This is a genomic window from Planctomycetia bacterium, assembly GCA_015075745.1.
Taxonomy (GTDB): domain Bacteria; phylum Planctomycetota; class Phycisphaerae; order UBA1845; family UTPLA1; genus UTPLA1.
Map to the genome: position 1 here is coordinate 231,380 of JABTTW010000001.1, position 20,058 is coordinate 251,437.

16 protein-coding genes are annotated in these 20,058 nt (G+C 61.1%); 9 read left to right on the plus strand and 7 right to left on the minus strand.

Annotation, left to right across the window (positions count from 1 at the left end; genetic code table 11):
* Positions 1-10: 10 nt before the first annotated feature.
* Both HS101_00925 and lnt read right to left on the minus strand, forming a co-directional pair.
* Positions 11-1,120, minus strand: a complete 1,110-nt coding sequence (locus HS101_00925; protein MBE7504830.1) for a HEAT repeat domain-containing protein — start codon at positions 1,118-1,120, stop codon at positions 11-13.
* A complete protein-coding gene (gene lnt, locus HS101_00930) occupies positions 1,110-3,242 on the minus strand; it encodes an apolipoprotein N-acyltransferase (protein MBE7504831.1) in 2,133 nt (710 codons plus the stop codon). Before lnt ends, HS101_00925 begins: the two co-directional genes overlap by 11 nt.
* A 332-nt stretch (positions 3,243-3,574) precedes the next feature.
* Here lnt and HS101_00935 point away from each other — a divergent pair, with 332 nt between their 5' ends.
* Positions 3,575-4,927, plus strand: a complete 1,353-nt coding sequence (locus HS101_00935; protein MBE7504832.1) for an alpha/beta fold hydrolase — start codon at positions 3,575-3,577, stop codon at positions 4,925-4,927.
* A 7-nt stretch (positions 4,928-4,934) separates the two neighbouring features.
* On the opposite strand, the gene ade is transcribed toward HS101_00935, so the two are convergent.
* Positions 4,935-6,680, minus strand: coding sequence for an adenine deaminase (gene ade, locus HS101_00940; protein MBE7504833.1), 1,746 nt, complete (start codon positions 6,678-6,680; stop codon positions 4,935-4,937).
* A 219-nt stretch (positions 6,681-6,899) separates the two neighbouring features.
* Between ade and rpsP the strand changes: the two genes are divergently transcribed.
* Genes rpsP through HS101_00960 form a run of 4 tightly spaced genes read left to right on the plus strand, consistent with a single transcriptional unit; the run spans position 6,900 to position 8,844 of the window.
* The gene (gene rpsP / locus HS101_00945) at positions 6,900-7,163 is read left to right on the plus strand and encodes a 30S ribosomal protein S16 (GenBank protein MBE7504834.1); all 264 of its coding nucleotides are present in this window, start codon (positions 6,900-6,902) and stop codon (positions 7,161-7,163) included.
* Between the two features lie 53 nt (positions 7,164-7,216).
* Positions 7,217-7,966, plus strand: a complete 750-nt coding sequence (trmD, locus tag HS101_00950; protein MBE7504835.1) for a tRNA (guanosine(37)-N1)-methyltransferase TrmD — start codon at positions 7,217-7,219, stop codon at positions 7,964-7,966.
* A gap of 32 nt (positions 7,967-7,998) precedes the next feature.
* The gene (gene rplS, locus HS101_00955) at positions 7,999-8,442 is read left to right on the plus strand and encodes a 50S ribosomal protein L19 (GenBank protein ID MBE7504836.1); all 444 of its coding nucleotides are present in this window, start codon (positions 7,999-8,001) and stop codon (positions 8,440-8,442) included.
* Between the two features lie 30 nt (positions 8,443-8,472).
* Complete coding sequence (locus tag HS101_00960) at positions 8,473-8,844, plus strand: YraN family protein (GenBank protein MBE7504837.1); 372 nt, start codon at positions 8,473-8,475, stop codon at positions 8,842-8,844.
* Between the two features lie 32 nt (positions 8,845-8,876).
* Here the strand turns inward: HS101_00960 and HS101_00965 are convergent, their stop codons facing one another.
* Positions 8,877-10,394, minus strand: a complete 1,518-nt coding sequence (locus tag HS101_00965) for a sigma 54-interacting transcriptional regulator (protein ID MBE7504838.1) — start codon at positions 10,392-10,394, stop codon at positions 8,877-8,879.
* Between the two features lie 252 nt (positions 10,395-10,646).
* Here HS101_00965 and HS101_00970 point away from each other — a divergent pair, with 252 nt between their 5' ends.
* Complete coding sequence (locus HS101_00970; GenBank protein ID MBE7504839.1) at positions 10,647-11,279, plus strand: sigma-70 family RNA polymerase sigma factor; 633 nt, start codon at positions 10,647-10,649, stop codon at positions 11,277-11,279.
* Between the two features lie 46 nt (positions 11,280-11,325).
* Entirely contained in the window at positions 11,326-12,339 is a 1,014-nt protein-coding gene (locus tag HS101_00975) for a hypothetical protein (protein ID MBE7504840.1), read from the plus strand.
* A gap of 1,066 nt (positions 12,340-13,405) precedes the next feature.
* On the opposite strand, the gene HS101_00980 is transcribed toward HS101_00975, so the two are convergent.
* Positions 13,406-14,122, minus strand: a complete 717-nt coding sequence (locus HS101_00980) for a hypothetical protein (protein ID MBE7504841.1) — start codon at positions 14,120-14,122, stop codon at positions 13,406-13,408.
* 298 nt (positions 14,123-14,420) lie between these two features.
* Here HS101_00980 and HS101_00985 point away from each other — a divergent pair, with 298 nt between their 5' ends.
* The gene (locus HS101_00985) at positions 14,421-16,754 is read left to right on the plus strand and encodes a tetratricopeptide repeat protein (GenBank protein ID MBE7504842.1); all 2,334 of its coding nucleotides are present in this window, start codon (positions 14,421-14,423) and stop codon (positions 16,752-16,754) included.
* A 4-nt stretch (positions 16,755-16,758) separates the two neighbouring features.
* On the opposite strand, the gene HS101_00990 is transcribed toward HS101_00985, so the two are convergent.
* A complete protein-coding gene (locus tag HS101_00990) occupies positions 16,759-18,057 on the minus strand; it encodes a serine/threonine protein kinase (protein MBE7504843.1) in 1,299 nt (432 codons plus the stop codon).
* Positions 18,038-18,685 carry a sigma-70 family RNA polymerase sigma factor gene (locus HS101_00995; protein MBE7504844.1) on the minus strand — a complete coding sequence of 216 codons (648 nt, stop codon included), beginning with the start codon at positions 18,683-18,685 and terminating at the stop codon, positions 18,038-18,040. Before HS101_00995 ends, HS101_00990 begins: the two co-directional genes overlap by 20 nt.
* Positions 18,686-19,139: 454 nt before the next feature.
* On the opposite strand from HS101_00995, the gene HS101_01000 reads away from it, so the two are divergent.
* Positions 19,140-19,949: a hypothetical protein gene (locus HS101_01000; GenBank protein MBE7504845.1), complete on the plus strand. Its 810-nt coding sequence runs from the start codon at positions 19,140-19,142 to the stop codon at positions 19,947-19,949.
* The last annotated feature ends 109 nt before the right edge of the window (positions 19,950-20,058 follow it).

Genomic DNA, 20,058 nt, shown 5'->3' on the forward strand with positions numbered 1-20,058 from the left:
TCTCGTGCAATTAAGGCGTCAGTTCGCCCGGCTCTGTCGCTGCCCGGAGCGTGGGCGATTCGCCCGTGTTGTCACGGGACCCTCGCCGATCGATGATCCGAATCAGTGCACGGGCGACCGCCACGTTAGCCCGAGCCGGTTGCCCCGGGAGTTCAAACGCAGCCTTTAGCGCGCCCATCGACTCGGGACTTCCAATCGCCTCCAGCGCCAGGGCCGCCAGCGCGCGTACCCGGATGATCTGCTGTTCGGGCGGATCGTTGCGGCGTCCGGTGTCCGGCGAGTTGAACGAAAGATAAGCCAGCGCAAGGTCCAGTCCGTCATCGTAGCCGAGCCTGCCCAGTCCGCGTGCCGCCTGAAGTTTGATCTCAGGATGATCCGCGACTTCGAGGCGATAGCGAAAGAGCTCCTCCGCCTCATGCGTCTGGGCGTTTGCCAGGAGCATCAGCGCCAGGGCCGACTGATCCGGCACCGCGCTGTGCCCGAAGAATCGCAGCCGCTCGATGCCGTGCGTGTCTCCAAGCATCGCAAGGGCCTCGAGGATCTGCATCTTCACCGCGTCCTTGCGCTCGCGGCGCAGCGCGGTGCGGAGCAGCCGCGTAGACTGCGGCTCCGCCAGGCGGCCGATGGCCAGCGCCGCATTGGCCCGAACCCTGGCATCAGGATGATTGAGAAGAAAGTCTGACAGTTCGCCCGTCCGACGCTTGTCGCCAAGCCGATGCAGGGCAAAGAGCGCCGCGATCCGAACACTGACATCCGAGTCCTCGGCTCTCGTGCGAATGATCTCCATCGCCCGGCCGTCGCGAATCGTGCCCAGCGCCATCAGCGCGGCAAAGCTGACGCCGGCATAGGCATTATCAGCGCTCTTGATGAGTACCGCTTCGCCCTCAGCCGGCGCGACCTCCTGAAAGGCCTCGATGGCCTGCATGCGCAGTACGGGATCGTCAGACTCGGCGGCATCCGCCAGAAAACGAATGGCGTTTTGCCTGAGTGCGGGATATTCGCTGACGGGCAGGTTCGATCTGAGCGGCTTGGCGCATCCCGCGCCGGCCAGCGCGATCGGGAATACGAAGAGCCAACCGATGTGCGGATAACGCTTGCGGTCAAACGGGCTACACAACACGAGATTTTGCCTCCCTGCTTCCGGGTCGCCTCCCTGCTCTCCACATCCGACGCAGCAGCCAATCGAGGATCATCATACCGGCAAGGACGAGCGCCGCCTGGGGAAACCAATCGCCCCATCGCGTGTACAGCGTCACGCGGCTGTCGCACTTGAGGTCCGACACGGCGAAACCCGGCGCCGTCCACGGTTTGCTGCGCCAGCGCTGAACCGTCTCCATGTCTTCGGATATCTGATCCCTGAGCTCAGCGGCCGCGGCCCGGCGACTCGACACGGAGGCCGCCGCCAATGCCCGTGACAGATATTCAAGGCGCTCGACCAGGAAGGAGAATTCGCTTCCGACTCGCCCAAGCGCCGGTCGAAGATCGGTTCCTATCGTGCGACCGAATGCCTCCCGCGCCAAGAGGTAGTCGCTCTGATTCTCCGCCGTGTTCGAAAGCGATCTCGCCAGTCCGTCCAGTCTCCGCAACACATCATCCACCTTCGCGAGCAATTTCCGCTTCTCCTCGGAAATGGTCGTTCGGGCATGAATTTTTCCGTTGGGATGAATTATGGCGCTGGCCCCGGTGTTCACGCTTCGGGCAATGGCAATACGATTCTCAACCGCCCGAAAGACCGCGCCGGCCAGGTGTTGCTCCAGCTCGGAGGTGTGCAGAAACCAGCCGTCATTACTGATCGTGACAAGCATGTCGATGTTCTTGCGATCCGGCTCGCCCGGAACGACCGTGAAGTTGCGGGCGATATACGGAATGATCTCTTCATAGCAGATCGGCACGCCGGCCCGAAATGACCTTTGCCCGCTGGACGCCGCGGGGAATTCAAACGCATGGTAAGCCTCACCGGGCGTCAGCGAATACTCGATGCCCAGTCTGCCCCATGGCGTAATGCCATTAAGCCAGTCGTAGGCCCAGCGGTAAGTGAATCGAAAGGGAACATATTCGCCAAACAGAACGAGATGAATCTTGTCGTATCGCGCCGCCGGCTCCTTCGCATCCGGCATCAGCAGGAATGCCGAGTTATACACGTCCACCCGCGGCGGCACGGCCGACGGCTTCCATTCCATCGACGACGACCCCAGAATCAGCGGGATACCCGTCTCATCGCAAAGCGACTGAAACGAGTCCCGCACACGCTTGCTCCAACCCTGCATCGAGAGCAGATACCCCTTCGGAAACATCGGCGGATATCGCCGCCTTTGCATCTCGTCCAGTTCCGCTGCCGGCGCTTCCAGGAATTCCTTGTTCACAAACCCCTGCATCGCCGTCTCAGGCAGGACGATCAGGTCGGGCTTCTTGGCCGCGGCCTGACGTGCGAGGTCGAGGTATCCGTTCATGATCGAGTCGATCGGCGTGCGATCGGAATGATCGGCGTCGACATACATCGGAAAGTCGTGCTGTACCACGGCAACCCGCGGACCAGGCTCGAAGTACTTGCGGGAGGACTGCGCCGCGCCGTAAATGAGCGCCCCCAGCACAACCGCCAGCGTCGCCAGACTGCCGATCGGCAGACGCGTTGCCTGGTCAGATCGCCAAATCAAAATCGGCTGAATCAACAGATCGGTGAGCCATCCGTTGACCATGACAATGATGAATGTCACGCCGAGGGCGCCGACCAGATCGCTGATCTGAATGAGCGTTATCTGCAGGTACTGACTATGCGCCAACAGCAGCCACGGAAACGAGAGCGGTGGAATCGTCCGAATGTACTCCACCGCGACCCATACCAAGGGCGCCGTCAGCGCGACGGAGACGCCGTGCCGCTGATACATATGACGAATCGGCCATGCCGCCAACGGGAAAAAGAGCGAGTAGTAACCACATAGCGCCAGATACCCCGGCAGCGTGACCGGGATCATCCAGTGGATGTTCATGGCGAAGTAACCGAGGCCGAACAGCCAGCTCGTGAAATAGACCAGCGCCGACCTTCTCGCCGTGCACACGCACACCAGCCACGGAACCAGACATGCGTAGGCCAGCCACCACCAGCCGACATCCGGAAAGATCAGCCACGTCGCACCCAGGCTCATCCCGGTCAGAATAAAAACCGCCTTGACGCTTCCGATCTTCGCCTGTGCGCCAACAAGTCGCGCCGGAGCGCGGAATCGCTCACCCGAAGCAATCTTCACGGGCGACGGTGACGATGCAGTCCGCCTGGACGCCTTCTCGCGCGATTCCGGTCCGGCGGACGATGCATTCGTTGAAGGATTCGGTTTCATCAAGCCGGAAGTCTATCAGAGTCCGAACCGGCGTATATGGTTCCTGAAGCAAATCGGGTCTCACTTGCAAAATATCGAGACGCCGCCGTGGGACCCCGTTTCGCGGCCGGCAACATCGGCGATGGGCAGCCGAACGACCCCCCGTACAAGCTCGCTTGGCGGCGGTCCACCGATTGAGATATGGTATCAACTCGCGACGTTCAAGCGGCCCTTGGACCGATTCGCTGCGCTGCGGGAGCCCCATGATGATTCAGGCCACGCCCGAATGGAAAACTGCCGTCATTACCCTTGTGACCCTATTGGGTCTCACGGCTTGCTCGCAGGCCGGCCAGGACACACCACAACAGACACCGATTGAAGTCGCGGAGACATTCGCCGCCCGACTTTCGAGTGGTGACGCGGATAGCGCATACAAACTTCTCGATAAGAATCTCGCCGCTTCACTGCCCCCGGACAAGCTTCGCGCGGCATGGGGTGATGTGGTCATCCAATCGGGCGGGTTCGAAGCCTTCGGCACCTCCCGATATTCCAAACAGGCCGGGTACGACGTCGTCGTCATTCCGTCGAAGTTCGCGAAGCGCATGATGAACCTCACCCTGACCTTGAATGCCGATCGAACCATCGCCGGCTTTAAGATCGAACCCGCCGCGACAAATGACGGCGGATACGAGCCGCCCGAATACGACCACCCCGATAGATACGAGGTCGCGTCCGTGGAGTTTGGAGATGAGATGTGGCTGGTCCGTGGCGTACTGACTCTGCCGCGCGTCGAAGGCCGAGTGCCCGCCGTCATCCTCGTCCACGGCTCAGGCCCGCATGATGAAGACATGACCCTCGGCCCCAACAAGCCGCTGCGCGACATTGCCGCCGGCCTCTCATCCCAGGGGATTGCGGTCCTCCGCTATCCCAAGCGCACTTACACCTACCGTCTCCGTCTCGCTGCGGAAGGCACCGTCAGCGTGCGCGAAGAAGTGATCGACGACGCGCTGGAGGCCATCCAGTACCTCCATACTCGAAAGGAGATCGATCCCCAGCGCATCTATCTGCTCGGCCATAGCCTCGGCGCAGCGCTTGCCCCGCAGATCGCCGCCGAATCCGGCACCCTGGCGGGAATCATCCTTCTCGCCGCGACGCCGCGCGACCTCACGGACGTCCTGCTCGATCAGCTCAAGTACATCGCCGAATTGCCGTCGCCGAGACAGGAGCAGAATCGCCGCAACTACGAGGAAACGCGGAAGACGCTCGAAGTCGTTCGCGCCAGAAAGCTCGACGAGGGCACAATGGTGCTCAACGTGCCGATCAGCTATTGGAAGGAACTGTCGGCCGCCGTTCAGGAGGCTTTCAGGCACGCCAAGCGACTCAAGTGCCGCATGCTCTTCATGAACGGCGGCCGTGATTACCAGGTTACCGCCAGAGACTTCGACCTCTACAAGGATGCGCTCAAGGAGAATCCAAACGCCTCATTCAAATGGTATCCGGAGCTGAATCACTTGTTCTTCCCCGGCAAGGGTAAGCCAACGCCGCAGGAATATGGCGAGCCCGGTCATGTCGATAAAAAAGTATTGAACGAGATTGCTCAATGGATTCGCCGATGAGGCTCGGCTACCCCAAGGCGATTAGCGGAATGACCTTGAACTGCTCGACGTCGATCAATCCCTGATTTGTCAGTTTCAGTTTCCCAATCACCGACAAACTCAGAAACGACAGGGCCATGAACGGCTGCTCCAGGCGACAGCCCAATTCGCGCACCGCCTCGCCGATCCGGTGCAGCCTGCCCGACACCACTTCGGCGGGCTCGTCGCTGACCAGCCCGGCAATGGGAAGCGGCACCTCTGCAAGAACCCTTCCCTCATGCGTGGCCACGAGGCCGCCTCCCAATTCAATCAGCCGCGTCACGGCGAGAGACATGTCAGCATCCGACATGCCGACCACGATGATATTGTGAGCATCGTGAGCCACTGACGACGCGATCGCCCCCGCGCGCAGGCCGAATCCCTTGACGAATGCACGCCCGATTTCCCCGCTGGCACGGTGCCGCTCGATCACCACCATTTTCGCGAGGTCGCGCGTGGCGTCTGCGACGATTTGGCCCTTCTCAACCTTGCCCGGCTCGATGGTTCTCTCAGTGTCGATCCGGTTCTCCAGAACCTGGATGACATGAATCTGCGGCGGATTCGACTCGGTCGCGCCCACCGGACAGGGAATTGCGAACGCTTCGGGCGTCAACGCATGAACACGAATCGTGTCCCTGCCCACGTCCTCCGCGAGCGACGCCGCCTCCGCAACAAGGCTCCGACCGTCCTCCGCCACGAGTCGGCCGCGATGGTAGGTCTGCAAAACACGTAACGATTTCAAGTCTTCGACGATCGCCAAATCGGCGTAGTAGCCGGGAAGCACGGCTCCCATCTGGCGCAGGTTGAAGTAGCGCGCCGCGTTGTACGTCCCGAGACGAACCGCCGAGATCGGATCGAGTCCCAGCCCAATCGCCTTGCGAATCATGTGGTCGATTTGCCCTTCGTCGAGCAACTGGCGGACATCCTTATCGTCCGTGCAGAACATGAAGCGATCGGCGGTCTCCGGCGTTACCGATGAAAGGAGCGATTCGAGATTGCGCGTCTGCGAACCTTCTCGAATCATGACGTGCAATCCGCTGCGGAGCTTGGCCCGTGCCTCTTCGGCGGTGATGCATTCGTGGTCGCTCATGATGCCCGACACCGCGTAAGCCGTCAGCTCGCGGCCATTCACCGACGGTGCATGACCGTCGATAATTCCCGTCTCGATCATTGAGATTTTGCGCAGTACGTCCGCCTGTGCCGCGATGACCCCCGGGTAATTCATCATCTCCGCCAAACCAAGCACGCGCGGATGATTCACCAGTTGACGAAGATCATCGGCCGTAAGATTCGCGCCCGCCGTCTCCAGATAACTTGCCGGCACGCACGAACTCAGCGTCACGAACACTTCGATCGGAACGCGGCCCGCCCACGAAAGCACCGTTTCAATCCCTCGAATACCCATGACGTTTGCGAACTCGTGAGGATCGGCTACGACCGCCGTCGTGCCGTGAGCCGAGACGATGCCGGCAAACTGCGGAACGAAAAGCAGCGAGGACTCGATATGCACGTGGGCGTCGATCAGCCCCGGACAGACGAATCTGCCCTTCAGATCGATGACTCTTTCCGCGTCGTAATCGCCGATTCCGACGATCCGGTCGCCCGCGATGGCCAGCGACCCACGCTCGATTTCGTGTGAAATCACGTTGACGATGGAGGCGTTCGTAAAGACCAGATCGGCGGGGGCTCGCCCCGCAGCGACGTCAATCAGATGGGCAAGCCGATTATCGGACAAGTCGACAACTCCAAGTGCTATCACAGTTTATAACGCCTGGAGGTCCGTTTTGCCAACGCCGAAGCCCGCCACTAACATCTCCTTCTCTGGTGGGTTGCCGGGCCGGATAAACTTGGTATGATTTGGGGTTCTCCGCAGCTTTTGCTGGGAGCGGCCGTTCGCGTCGCAGGACGTGGCTGTGCAACGGGTTATGTCAGAATCGGAATTATCGAGGCGCATATGGCGGTAACGTTGAGGTTGGTGAGAGTCGGTCGTCGCAATCGGGCATTTTTTCGTCTCCGAGTGTCGGATTCCCGCCATGCCTGCAGCGGCAGGTTCATTGAGGAGTTGGGCTTCGTCGATCCCATTGAGCCCGATGCTGCAAAGCAGGTCGTCCTGAAGAAGGATCGAATCGAGCACTGGCTCAGCAAGGGTGCAACAACTTCGCCGACCGTGCGGGCGCTCTTCAAGAAGAACGGAGTCGAGACACCGGCCAAGGCTTAAGTCCCCGTGCTGGTATTGGATCCGCCGCAGCTTCTGGATTTGGAAGTGTAGCCATGCGGATCGATGTTCTGACGCTTTTTCCAGAGGCTTGCAGGCCTTTTTTTTCCGCCAGTGTCCTGGGTCGGGCGTGTGAAGCAGGATTAGTGACAATCGAGTGTCACAACATTCGTGATTACACCAGCGACCCGCATAAGAAAGTGGACGACAGGCCCTTTGGCGGCGGGCCCGGCATGGTGATGATGTGTCAGCCGGTCCTCGACGCGATCGAGGCCGTGACCAAGTTGTCGCCCGAGCCGCCCCAGGTTGTCCTCCTGACGCCGCAAGGCAAGCGGCTCGATCAGAAGTTTGCCAGAGAGTTATCCGGCGCAGGTCGATTGATCCTTGTCGCCGGTCATTACGAAGGGTTTGACGAGAGAATCAGGCTGCTGCTCTCCCCTTTGGAGATTTCCATCGGGGATTACGTCCTGTCCGGCGGCGAAGCAGCAGCCATGGTGGTGGTGGATGCAGTCGTCCGGCTTGTTCCGGGCGCCCTGGGTCACGATCAGTCGGCTGTGGAAGAGTCGTTTTCCGTGCCTCATCCCGATGAGCGCGAAAACGGTCCCGAAGCCGGTGGTCCGAGCCTGCTCGAGTATCCGCACTACACCCGGCCGCGGGAGTATCGCGGCCTGACGGTCCCGGACGTGCTGGTCAGTGGTGACCACGAAAAAGTAAGAGCATGGCGGCTCGCCGAGGCGTTAAGGCGGACCGCCCAGCGCCGGCCGGACTTACTGAATGGTTCCGGCGGCAGGCAACCGAGAGACTAATCGCCGAATTGGATTACGGCAGGAGACTTACGATGCGTCACAAATTAATCGAAGCCGTTGAGCAGGGTTCTTTGAAGAAGGACCCGCCCCAGTTCGAAATCGGCGACACAGTTTCCGTCGGCGTGCGCATCGTTGAAGGCACCAAGGAGCGCACCCAGCCCTTCATCGGCGTCGTCATCGCCCGGCAGGGTCGGGGTATGAATGAGACCTTCACCGTTCGGCGCATCGTGAATAACGAAGGCGTCGAGCGCATCTTCCCGCTCCAGTCGCCGCGCATCGTGGGAGTTGAAGTGACTCGCCATGGCAAGACCCGCCGCGGCAAGCTCTACTACCTGCGCAATCGAGTCGGCAAGGCCCGCAAGCTCCGCGAGCGCGTCTCCGCCGGCCACGGCAGCGACACGGCAGCCGCAGGCGCCGCCGCCGGACCGGCCCCAAAGTCTTCGACCCGCGAAACCGAAGTGGCCGTCACCGTTTGACGCAGTAGTCCCACGGCTCCTATTCAGACCATGTCCAACTCGAAAAAGAGTCTGGGCGCCGCCGGTGAAAAAGCCGCAGAGAAATTCCTCCGCGCCGCCGGCTTCCGAGTACTTTCCAGAAACTACACCTGCCCCGCCGGCGAGCTCGACCTTATCTGCCTCGACGGATCGACCATCGTCTTTGTCGAGGTGAAGACGCGCGCCAGCGACGACCTCGCCGACCCCGAAACAAACATCACGCCCGCCAAGATGCGAAAGCTCACGCAGGTTGCCCGCGCCTGGCTGACCGCGCATCGCAATCCTGATTGTTCTTACCGATTCGACGCCGTCAGCGTCGTGCTCGGCTCCGATCGGGAACCCGCCTGTCGGCATATCGTCGAGGCCTTCATTCCCTCGCGATAGCGTGCTTCCCTGTGGATGAGCAATACCTCGCCTTACTGCGAGTTCTTTTCGATGTTGAATTTCTTAACCCGGTAGCGGAGGTTGTCGCGGCTGATGCCCAGACTGCGCGCCGCCTTCGACTGGTTCCAGCCGTTCTCGCGCAGCGCCTTGACGATCAGTGCCTTCTCATATCCCCAAAGCGACGACTCGCACTTGGGCGTCTCAGCCATCGGCTCATCACCGATGATCTCTCTCGGCAGGTGCGCCGGCACAAGCGTCGCCCCGTCCGCCAAAAGAACCGAGCGCTCGATGACGTTTTGAAGTTCCCGAATGTTGCCCGGCCATCGATAACTCGCCAAAAGGGCCATCGCCTCGTCGCTGACCGTCGGCTTCATGCACCCCAGATGCACGCACGATACCTGAATGAAGTGATCCACCAACAGCGGAATATCCTCGCGTCGGGCACGCAACGGCGGCAGATTGATCGGGAACACATTGAGCCGGTAGTACAGGTCCTCACGAAAAGTGCCGGCCTCCATCGCCTCGCGCAGATTGCGATTCGTCGCGGCGATGATTCGCACATCCGTGCTGATCGTCTTGGTGCCGCCGACACGGACGAACTCCCGCTCCTGAAGCACGCGGAGCAGCTTCACCTGCGTGCTCATGGAGATGTCGCCGATCTCATCGAGAAACAGCGAGCCGCCGTCCGCCAATTCAAATCGGCCCATCTTTTCGGCGTGCGCCCCGGTGAATGCTCCCTTCTCGTGACCGAACAGCTCACTCTCGAGGAGCGTCTCAGGAAGTGCGGCACAGTTGATCGCGATGAACGGCCGCTCCGACCTGGGACTCGCCGCGTGCACCTGCCGGGCCGTCACTTCCTTGCCGGTGCCGGTCTCGCCGAGCAGCAGAACCGTCGCGTTACTCCCGGCAACGCGGTTGACCATGTCAGTTACTTGTTTGAGCGACGCGGAATTGCCGATGATCGGCGACGAGACTTTCAGTGTTTCCTTGAGGCCCCGGTTCTCCTTCACCACCTGCTGGTGCTGCGAGGCATTGTAGGCCCCGCTCGCCGCGAGGTTCGCGAATACCTGAAGCAGTGCGAGGTCTTCATCGTCGAAGTGCGTTCCGCCGAGTTTGTTGAGCACCTCGACGACGCCGATGACGTCGCCTTTCCAGATGAGCGGCGCCGCAATCAGTCCGCGCGTCTGAAAACTGCTCTTCGCATCGATACCGCGAAAGAAATCCCGATGGTCGCGAACGTCGCTGACAACAACCGGCTTGCCCGTCATTGCCACTTTGCCGGCGATGCCCAGCCCTGCGTCGAACTCCTCGCCGATCAGCGAAGGCCCCCGGTCCCCCACCGCCGCCATGAACACGAGTCGATTGCGCCGCTTGTCGAGGAGCAGCACGCTCGACGCCTCGGAGCGGAGCACGACGGCCGCCTTGTGGGCCACGGCCTGGAGCACCTCGGCGAGATTCAGGGAGGCATTGATGGCGGCGGAGGCCTCTACCAACGCCGACGTCATGCGCGGAGACAACGAGCGATAGCTGGCGGAATCCTGAAGGCTCACAGGTTTGGGTACCGATCCGGAGCGGACCAATTCGTCGGGAGATTTATGGTCCCGTAACCATTGCCCAGGCGTCTCGGAACAACCCAGTCCCGGACCCGTCTGGACGCTAACTTCTGTTGAGAACGATATTTTTGACGGGTGGGTGTGTCAAGGGTAAATTCACCCAACCTTGTGACGGACCGGACTTTCTGACATATCCGGGGCCAGATCGAACCCCAGCCGGCATCCCGGCGTAATAGAGGCAGTTTCGCAGTGTCCCGACGAGAAGATCGGTCCAGCATGGCGTCGGATGAGCATCTGCTGGTCGAATTCTTGGCAGGCGATGAGGACGCGTTTCAGACGCTGGTCGAGCGCCACAGCGAGGAGCTTTACCGGTTCATCGGCCGCTTCATCCGGGATGGTGCCGCTGCCGAGGACATTGCACAAGAGACGTTTATTCAAGTGTTCCATTCAGCGGCGGGCTTCGATCCGTCGCGTCGCCTACGGCCGTGGCTCTATACGATCGCGGCCAACAAGGCTCGGGACTACTTGCGATCGAGGGTGAGAAAGAAGGAACTCCCGCTTTCGACCGGAGCAAGCTCCGGTGATTCTGACCAGGTGAGCTATCTGGATTTCTTCTCGGACGACTCATTGTCGCCCGGGGAAGTTCTCGAAGAGCGGGAGACAAGGCAGCGGGTGCAGGAAGTGGTTTCACGAATGCCGGACAATCTCCGCGAGGTGCTGATTCTGGGGTATTATCAGCGCTTCCCCTACAAGGAGATTGCGGACATTCTCTCCATCCCGCTCGGGACCGTAAAAAGCCGTCTTCACGCCGCCGTGACCCATTTTTCCGCCGCTTATAAGAAGTTTGAACAGGAATCGTCGCCGACTCGTAAAGAGAGATAGGCAGCGTCTTGGAGTGGAGCCTTAGTTGAACGGACGACAGCCGACCATGAACAATAAGCCACACGACCCCCAATTGCAGAGCCTCCTTTTGGGCTATCACCTCGGCCTGACCGACGCACAAGATAGTGCGATGGTTGAGTCCGCATTCCCCGACTCCGCCGAGCGCGCCGAGGCGACGCGCCGCATCCAACAGATTCTCAGCCCCCTTGACCAGTACGAGCTGCCGCCCGCGCGGAGCGATCTCGCATCCCGCATCATGGCGGCGGTCGACGCCGAGCGCGGCATTCTCAAGTTCCCGACGAGCTCTTCGAAAGCGCTGCCTACCGAGGCCGAGATGGGCCCGGGCGCTGGGCCCGTCCTGCCGCTGCGCGAACTGATCGGCCTTGCCGCGGCGGTCCTGCTTTTTGTCGGCATTCTTGTGCCCGGCTACCGGACGGCGCGAAACTCGTCGCAGCGTGCGATCTGCGCGGACAACATGCGACAATTGGGCGTGGGCTACCAGGGCTACGCCGAGGCCAACTCCGCATTCTTCCCGTTCGTCGCCGCGGCCCCGCAGGGGGCATCGTGGGTACCGACGCAGCAAGGCGACGTCCAGCCGTTCAGCAACTCGCAGCACGCATGGCTCCTTGTTAAGCACCGATATGCACCGTCCAGCGCCTTCGTTTGTCCGAGTCGCCCTTCCGACAGCCCGATGACCGCCGAGGACGTCGCAAACAGGAATGACTTCCCCAGCGTGTACAACAACAGCTACACGACCAACCTGATGACCGCTGCCCGGGCACAGCAGGAGTTCCAGCCCGCCAATCCGCTTGCCGCCGACATGACCCCCCTCCTCGATCAGGATCGCAATCTCATCTCCGACGGACACATTCCACTTAATTCCGCCAGCCACGGCAATTCGCGGGGCCAAAACGTCCTGCGGGCGAATCTCGGCGTCAACTGGTCCACGACGCCCAACGTCGGCGTGGACAGCGACGACATCTACCGGGTCATCGGCATCAAGCGCTACACCGGCCAGGAGCGGCCGCAACTGCGCAGCGACGCGTTCCTCGTTCCCTGATATTTCGAACTGGTTCATTTCACGTCCAAAGCAGATCGTACTCAGTTCTTTCATTGCGCGGACTGGACATCGCCTTCCAACCATCAGAAGCGCGGGCCAAACGCAAAAATCCAAGGTGACACAAAGTGACACACGCCTGGCGTTGACGCTCGCAAGTCGTGTGGCGGTCATGGGTTGGGGCGAGGCGCGATTTGCGATGTTTTTTGGGCTTTCGTAAGGCGCGGCTTTTTCCACGCATGTTGCGGTACGAAGTGTGGGAGCCGCCCTCCATGACTCGCGATTGAGATCGGCGGTTGGTGTTGAGCGCGATCGGAAATTCCGCGTTTCTGGTACCGCTTGCTGACGCGCGCGGCTCGGATCGGGGGCTGCGGGACACGCGCAAGTCTTGCAAAGTCGAAGGTGACATAAGGTGACACACGCGATTTTTTTCGCTTGCAAGTGTTGTGGCGGTCATGTGTTGGGGCAAGTCGCATTTTGGGTGGTTTTTGGGGAGCAAACGTCGAAAAGCCGAAATGTCGAAATTCCGCAGACCCGGGGACCTGAGGCGCGAGGCTGTAGGCGGTAGGTTTTAGGCTGTAGGTTTGGAGGTTGAGGCTTGCGGTTGGGATTGTCGGTACCGGTGACATCGGGCGCTACCTCGCGGGGCGTGGGTGGATTGATCTCCATCAGTGAATCCTTGCTCCCCGTGCGCGCCTTGAATGGTGTATTGGTCGTGGTTCAGGGCGCACGAGGTGTGCATTCGCCGGGCAGGGCGCACTCTATCTAGGCATTCGCCCTGTAGTGGATCGAAATAATGGCGCTTGTATTCGCCCGGTAGGGCGCGTGATGGTAGCCAGTGATTTCGATCACTGGACCTTGGCGCCCCATTTCATTCCCGTCCGGAGGACGGACGAACTTGGATGACCAGCCCTCGTCCGCCCTGCCGTGCGGTGAAGAAATGAGAGGCTCGCTATCCGGTGGTTGAAACCACCGGCAACCATCGTTGGCCCTCCGGGCCTTGGTGGCGCCCCTAAACCATGTGATCGGTGCAGGCGCTCCTGTGCAATACCAAACAGCTTCTTGAAAGCTAGCGCGGACGACGGGAGCGCTTGGCGAGGATGGGCAGCGCGAGCAGCAACGCGGCGGCGGGCTCGGGGATTGGGGTGATGGTGAAGTGAAATTCGCCGGAGGCTTCGCCGAAGATGCCGGGCGGCGTGGGGTCGATGTGATCGACGTTTGCCGAGTAGTGAAGCATGTACTGTCCACCGGCTGGAATGAATGCGCTGCCGGAAAGGTTAATGGTTCCAAAGGGCGGACCGACACCGACGTTTCCGCCAAACTCAAATTCGATGGCAATCGGGTCTTCCATCGCAAGGTCGATAACGGCCATCACGAATCCCGTTTGGCCGAGCGCGGCAGAAGGCCAGGCGTATTGCCAGTTGCCGGAGAAGGCGACGAGGGAATCGACCGACGGCGTGAGGAAAATGCGGCCGGAAGTCGTGGTCTGGCCGTCGAGCTGCGCCAAGTGATGCGTCGTGGTGATGTCGAAATGGGCCTCGTCGAGAAGCCAGGAAAAATCGTAATCCGCGTTCGTAATGGACCCCTGATATTTTGCTAGGTGCGAATCTTGAAATGGATTTTGGACAACCAGTGTGAAATCTTGTGCGACGCCGCCGTTCAGAGCGAAATCGGAAATGCCGGTACCAAAGGCCCACTCGGTAATAACCAAATCTGCATCAACTCGCGCGGCAGCTACCGATGCCAGGATGGCGGCAGTGGTCAGGATTGTCGGCAGGCGATTCATGCTGCGCGGCCCCCGGGGCGAAAAGGCTGGCGGCCCACGTTCATTGTACCGGCGGCGAGATCAGAATTCACCGGGGGGGGGGGGGGGCGTTTGGGGATCAGACTATTTCATCCCGATTTTCGGGCCCCGAATCGACCTATGGGCAAGATAGACAAGGGGATTTTCAGAATGTCCCGCGTTGCTCCCGAGTTTCTCTAGATCGGACGCCGACCGCGCGAAGTGAGTGAGCCCCCTTCGCCCACGGCCTCTTCATTCGCATGCTGCCTCAGCTATACTGGGCCCGATGTCTCAACCCGGCATGGCCAAGGCACGATGGTCGACGCCTGCAATTGCATCCCTGGTCAGCGTTGCACTTGTCATCCTGGCGTTTTCCATTGAGGGCATATGGTCACCGGATATCTGGTGGCAGCTTTCCACCGGACGACTGATCTTCGAAAGCGGCCGCGTCCCCACTGCGGATGTCTTTTCGTACACCGTGACCGGCCACGAATGGATTGAGCTTCGCTGGCTCTTTTGCCTCGGGACATACCTGGGCTGGCAATGGGGTGGGCCCGGCCTGCTCATCGCGGCAAAGGCGCTCATTCTCCTTGTAACCTTCGCGATGATTGCGTGGCCGGCGCGTCGCGCGATGAACTCGCTTGCCGGGCCGGTGCTCCTTGCGCTTGCGGTCATCGCCTCCGTCGGCCGCTTTGCCGTGCGGCCGGAGCTGGTCACCTATCTCTTCCTCGCCACGTTTGTCGTCTCGCTGGAACGGCTCGCCTCCGACCGGTGCCGGCGGGGATTGTGGTTCATGCCGCTGGCGCAGATCGTCTGGACGAACTCCCATACCCTCTTCATCCTCGGGCCCGTTGTTTGCTGGCTTTACTGGGTCGGCAGTTTCATTCGACCGGTGGACCTCGCGGAGAGCAGCCAGTGCCCGCGCGGCACGTCCTCGGCGGGCGGCCCGCGATTTTCCATCCGCGGGCGATTGCTTGCCACCGCGATGCTTGCCAGCGTCGCCTGTTTTGCGAATCCCTATTTCCTTCGCGGCGCGCTCTTCCCCTTCAAGTTATTTGCCGAGTCGCGTCAGAGTCATTTCCTCTCGCAGCACATCGACGAGCTGCGCGGCCTGACCAGCCTGCCGATTTACACATGGTCGTGGATCGTCTGGGCCGCCGCGCTGTTGTTCGTCATCGGCCTTGGCACTTTTTTGACCGAAGGCCGGCGGCACCCCGCGGCGCGGTTGCTGGTCTTCCTCGCTTTCGCCTACCTCGCGCTGACGTCGATTCGGAATCTCGCCCTGTTTTCCATGGTCGCCGCGCAGGCGGCGCTGATGAATCTCAGCGACAATGTCGCGCGCCGCGCTGTCCGAGACCCGGCTGCCCCGTTAACAAAGAGCCAGTTCACTCCGTTTGGCCAAATGGCGCTGACCGTCGCCCTGCTTTGTTTAGCATGGTACGCCGCGTCGAATCGCTTTTCGCAGTCTCAAAGCGACAACCGTCGCGCGGGCCTGGGCGTTGTCGAGCAGAACATCCCGCGACAGGCGGTCGAATTTCTCAAAGAGGCCGGAGCATCGCCGGAGGTCTATTCCTCGATGGGCGACAGCAACTATCTGCTCTGGGCCGCGCACGACAAGTTCCGCGTCTATGTCGACGGCCGACTAGAGGTCTATGGCGATGAGTTCCTGCGGGAATACTTCACGGGCCATTCGGACATTGACGCCCTTGCCGCGCGATATGGCATTAGCACCGTCATCGTGCAGCGGGATTCGTTCGGATGGCTGCTGGCCGAGCTCGCCGCCAATCCGCAGTGGGCCCTCGTCCACCTCGACCATCGCAACCTCGTCTATGTCAAAGATTTCCCGGCCAATGCAGGCCTGATTGCCCGTTACCGAATCGATCCGAATCAGCCGTTCACGCCCAGAACGCCCGAGCCGGATGAATCCATCGGTGGGTTCGCGAGGTTGATCGGCGGCGTTGGGCGTCCGTGGTATTCGGTCGGTATGGCCCGGACCTTCCTCACCTTCGGGGCCATCGACAACGCTGAAACGTATCTCGGCAAGGCCCTCGAGCATTATCCCAATGACGTCGATGCCCGGGTGCTGATGTCCGTGGTGCAGACCGTGCGGGGTCGCCCGTCGGAGGCCGAGCGCCTCGTCGCCGGGCTATCACTCACCCCCGCCCAGATCACCGACCAGATGTTTGCGCTCAGCGAACTGCTTCGCGCCGGCGGCAGGTATGCCGAGGCCGTCAGCGCCCTGGCCCGGGCGCGCGAGAGCGCTCCCGAAGATGTTACCATCCTGACACGGCTTGCCGAGACGTGCATCTTGGCCAAAGACCTGCCGCGCGCCATCGAGGCCTTTCGCGCGGCGATCGCGCAGACGCCGGCCGACGCGCGACTGTGGATGAGGCTGGGCATTTGTCTGGAGTCCCAGTCCGATGGCGCCGGGGCCATCGCCGCATACCGTGAAGCGGTCAGGATCAGCCCGGGCCTGTTCACGGTTCAGAACCAACTCGGAACGCTCCTCGCCAGACAGGGCGATTTCGCCGGCGCGAGGAAGTGCTTTGAGACGGCGCTGCGCATCCGGCCGGACTACGAGTCCGCCAAAGCCAATTTGGAACGACTCGGCCCCTCGGCAGAAAAAAAACAGTGACGTGCTAATCCACGAACAGTTGCTCGCCGCGCTGGTCCATCGAAATGGACTCCATCGACGCCGCCAGACGCATGCGCAGCACGGCATAAAGCGGGTCAGCAACGCTGCTTCGCTGCCAGCGATCGACAGGTGACTTGGCCGATCGCCAAGAGCCCGGCGTCAGCCACTTGGTCAGCGCCGCCCATTTTGAAACGCGCACGAAGCACTCGCCCAGCGCCTCAAGGTCGGCCCCCAGCACTCCCGCTGAGAGGTACCGCCGGCTCACCGTTCGATGAAGCGAGCGCGCGAGGATGCAGCCGATGTAATATCGAAACTCACGCGTGCGGTTGACATCGGCGTCGGGCAGATCGCTCAGTTGCAGGTCGTAAAGCTTCAGCAGAATCCGCCCCGCCTCGTAAGACGGCAATTGCCCCGTCAATAGCTCGTAGGCAATCATCCCCAGGGCATAGACATCGCAACGCGGCGTCAAGGCGCTCGGGCGGCCGCTGAGCTGTTCCGGGCTCGCATAGCGCGGGGTGCATGCCACCGGCCCGCCCTCCTCACGAAGAAACGGCAGCGGAATCGACATGACCTGCGAGATGCCGAAATCGAGAATCTTCGGCCGGCCCTCATCGTCGACGAGGATATTGCTCGGCTTGAGATCGAGGTGGATGATGCCGCGCTCGTGGGCATACTCGACGACCTCGCAGACGCGCGTCATTAGCGCCAGCCGCTCGCGCGAAGAGAGTCCACGCTCCCGGGCATAGTCGGTCAGCGGAACGCCGCGCACGTATTCCATCACGAAATAGGGCCGGGCATGAAAGGCGCTCTCGGTCATGTTCGCGTGAATCATCGAGGCGATGCCGGGATGATGGAGCCGCCGCATGATCTCGGCTTCAAACGCGAATCGCCGACGATCGGCCGCTTCGGACAGCGACGCACGCAGCACCTTGATCGCCACCGTCCGCCCGGATGTGACGTGTTTTCCCCGATAGACGACGCCCATCCCGCCCCGGCCCAGGACACACTCGACCCGATACTGATCGATGTACCTGAGGGATTTCATCGCCTCGTCGGCTTCGTCGATCGGGCTCCCGAATTCGTCGCGAAAAGTGGTGGTTCCCCCCGTAAAAGCGGGACCACACGGCGACTTCGGATCGGCGATCTCGTCAGGCGAGAAATACGGCATTAATGACTGAGCTTCGGCCCGAATCCTTTCGTCTCCACCGGCCGCGCGCGCGATGTACGCCGCCTGCTCCTCGCGCGGCAGTTGGGTGGCGGCGATCACAATCGCCTGCACCTTCTCATGAAACCGGGTTCGCACCTTGAGAGTCTCCCGACAATCGCCGGCCCAGCCAGGCCAGTGCATAGCGGAAGTCCTTCTCCACCGTGCTCGCGCTGACCCCGAGTATCGTCGCCACGTCCGCGTATTTCATGCCGCCGAACCAGTGGAGCATGACCACCTCGCGCAATCGGCTGCCTTCGACGCCAAGCTCTTCAACCGCCTGCGCCAGATCGAGAAGATCGATCGTCTGATTCTGCCAGTCGATGGAAACGTCTTCGAGCGGAATGCGCTTCCAACGACCCTTGGCCGGCTCGTCTGTTTGCGACTCATCCTCGACATCGGCCTTCGCCTCACTGGGCGCGGCCTCGTCCGGCGTGTTTTTCTTGATCAGAATGCCTGCGCCGCCGCGCTTCTGCGACTCCCTCGCCTTGATGTGGTCGACGACCACCTGCCAGACTTTTTTGGTGGCGATTGCCCGGAAGTGATGGGCGTCGTTCCACTGGTCCGGCGCATGGCGCATCAGGTGGATGCAGGCCTCGTTGACCAGCTCGGTGGGTTGCAGGGTAAATCCGGCGGGCTGCCGGCGAAAAAAGTGGGCCGCGGCCTGGCGAAGCTCGTCATAGACCTCGGGAATGAGGTCTTTCATCCCACGTCCGTCGCCCTGCATTGCCACACCTGCTCCCTTTGGCTTGCGGCCCCATGGCCCGTTCCGACGCCTTGCGGGTTCATCATAGCATTTTCGTATGGCTTCTTGAGCGGCCTTTTGCGATCGCGTGAACCCGGGCCTGGCACGACCGATGCCCTTTGGCACTCACCAATCGTATGGCCGATGATCGATTTCGGGCAAGATAATTCGGGTCAGAGAGTAGAGGGCTGCTTCGACGCAGATGATTGAATCCTGCTCCCCTCCGGATCGGGCCCGGGGCAATCCTGCGCTCCGGGCCCATCCGGGACTTATGCCCTTGCCTCGCCCCAACCTTCCTAAACGGCCGTTTCGCCCGGTTTCATCCCAATTCCGTTTTTCGATGATGGCTTTCTTCGAGGTTCTGCGAACTGAGTTACGGGTCGCCGGCTGCGATTTCCGGCGCCTGCCCGTTGAACTCAAATAAGGAGTGCCATCCATGAATCGATTCACCTGGACACTTAGCCTGACGATCTGTTTCGGAGCCTTTGCGGCCCAGACCCGGGGGCAGTTGATTGACGACTTCACCGACGGCGGCGTGGTCCTGAACTCGACGCAGGAAGTGATGGGCTACGAAAGTCCCTCGGCGGCGTTGGGCGGATGGCGGGCGTTTTCGTTCATTAACAACTACCAGTCCGGAACCCTGACCCTCGATGAAAACGTGGGGACGTTTCGCATCGACTCCACCGGACTCGGCCAGGTCAACCTCGGCTGGGGATGGCGCGTGACCCCCGGAGGCATGGTGGCGATTTCGACAAACCAACTTAATCAAGACTGGAGCGGCTACAGCGGCATTCGCTTTCACATCAGCCAGAGCATGACTCGACTTCGGCTACAGGCGCGGCTAGCCACCTCCGTCCCCGGCAGCAGTCGCTCCAGCGGCTCGCCCACCTTCACGATCACCACCACCGGCGCCAGCACCTTTGACATACCATTCACTTCGTTCTTGCCGACACTTGGCGACGGCGTCGTGATCAGCAACGTCGATTACGTGAGCGTCACCTTGTGGAACGGATTCGTCGGGAACACCGCCGCATTTGATCGCATCGAGCTGATCCCGAATCCCGAGGTGCCCGGCGACATCGACGGCGATGGTGACGTGGACCTGATTGACGCCGACCTCTTCGCGGCCGTCCTGACCGATCAGGATGTCGATCCGATGCACGTTGCCCGCAGCGATCTGAACAACGACGAATCCGTTGACGGACTGGATATTCAGCCCATGACGGCGGCGCTGCTGGATTCTTAATCGCCGCTGAAGACCGGTTTGGCGACTTCACTTGCCCCTCCCGGCGTGCTCCCTTCTAATCCCCCTTCCGCCCTGTATCGTAAGGGGTTGGATCTGCACCACTTGGAGA

Bases quoted from the DNA above. Each gene is read 5' to 3' on its own strand.
- HS101_00935 (MBE7504832.1), top strand. From the start codon at position 3,575: ATGATGATTCAGGCCACGCCCGAATGGAAAACTGCCGTCATTACCCTT.
- rpsP (MBE7504834.1), top strand. From the start codon at position 6,900: ATGGCGGTAACGTTGAGGTTGGTGAGAGTCGGTCGTCGCAATCGGGCA.
- trmD (MBE7504835.1), top strand. From the start codon at position 7,217: ATGCGGATCGATGTTCTGACGCTTTTTCCAGAGGCTTGCAGGCCTTTT.
- rplS (MBE7504836.1), top strand. From the start codon at position 7,999: ATGCGTCACAAATTAATCGAAGCCGTTGAGCAGGGTTCTTTGAAGAAG.
- HS101_00960 (MBE7504837.1), top strand. From the start codon at position 8,473: ATGTCCAACTCGAAAAAGAGTCTGGGCGCCGCCGGTGAAAAAGCCGCA.
- HS101_00975 (MBE7504840.1), top strand. From the start codon at position 11,326: ATGAACAATAAGCCACACGACCCCCAATTGCAGAGCCTCCTTTTGGGC.
- HS101_00980 (MBE7504841.1), bottom strand. From the start codon at position 14,122: ATGAATCGCCTGCCGACAATCCTGACCACTGCCGCCATCCTGGCATCG.
- HS101_00985 (MBE7504842.1), top strand. From the start codon at position 14,421: ATGGCCAAGGCACGATGGTCGACGCCTGCAATTGCATCCCTGGTCAGC.
- HS101_00995 (MBE7504844.1), bottom strand. From the start codon at position 18,685: ATGCAGGGCGACGGACGTGGGATGAAAGACCTCATTCCCGAGGTCTAT.
- HS101_01000 (MBE7504845.1), top strand. From the start codon at position 19,140: ATGAATCGATTCACCTGGACACTTAGCCTGACGATCTGTTTCGGAGCC.